Annotated in this window: 1 protein-coding gene; it reads left to right on the top strand. The window is 71.7% G+C overall.

Annotation, left to right across the window (positions count from 1 at the left end):
- A partial coding sequence (locus tag FVW27_RS17585; RefSeq protein ID WP_167127694.1) for a UDP-N-acetylglucosamine--N-acetylmuramyl-(pentapeptide) pyrophosphoryl-undecaprenol N-acetylglucosamine transferase occupies window positions 1-845 on the top strand: 845 nt, incomplete at both ends.

Raw genomic sequence — 845 nt, 5'->3', positions numbered from 1 at the left:
GGCTGCCGCCGGGGCCATGGGCCTTGGCGTGTGGCGCGCGGTTTCGGTTGTGCGCCGGTTCGATCCGGTCATCGCCGTGGGGTTCGGCGGCTATGCCGCCTTTGCCGGAGTGCTGGCCGCCCGGCTGTGCGGCAGGCCCGCCGCCATCCACGAGCAGAACGCCATTCCCGGACTGACCAACCGCCTGCTGGGCCACGTGGTGCAGCGGGTGTTCCTGTCCCTGCCGGATACGGCGGGCGTGTTTCCCGCGCGACGCTGCGTGGCCACCGGCAACCCGGTGCGCGCGGCCATCGTCGCTGCCGGTGCGGCGGAGAAGGGCGACGCCCCGCGCTCCGCCCATTCTCGTCGTCTTCTGATCATGGGCGGCAGCCTTGGGGCACGGGCCATCAATGAGGCCGTGGTGGCCGCGCTGCCTGCGCTGCGCGATGCAGGGGTGGAACTGTGGCACCAGACCGGCACCAGCGATTGGGAACGGGTGCGCACAGGCTACAAGCAGGCCGGAATTTCCGAGGCCCGCGTCGAGGCGTTCATCGACGACGTGGCCAGCGCCTACACCTGGGCAGATCTTGTGCTGTGCCGCGCCGGGGCCACCTCCGTGGCCGAGCTGGCCGTCGCGGGCAAGCCTTCGGTGCTGGTGCCGTTTCCGTTTGCCACCCACAACCACCAGTTGCACAACGCCCGGCACGTTGCCGACGCCGGGGCGGCGCTGGTGGTGGAGCAGAAGGACGTGTCGCCCGGTGCAGACGGAAAGCCCGCCGTGGCGCTGGACCGGGTGCTGGTCGAGCTTCTGGCTGACCGCCAACGGCTGGCCGGCATGAGCCGCGCCGCCCGCGCCATGGGCAGGC

The organism is Nitratidesulfovibrio liaohensis, assembly GCF_011682075.1.
Lineage (GTDB): Bacteria > Desulfobacterota > Desulfovibrionia > Desulfovibrionales > Desulfovibrionaceae > Cupidesulfovibrio > Cupidesulfovibrio liaohensis.
Note: the sequence above shows the minus strand (reverse complement) of the source record. Positions and strands in the feature narration are given on the sequence as shown.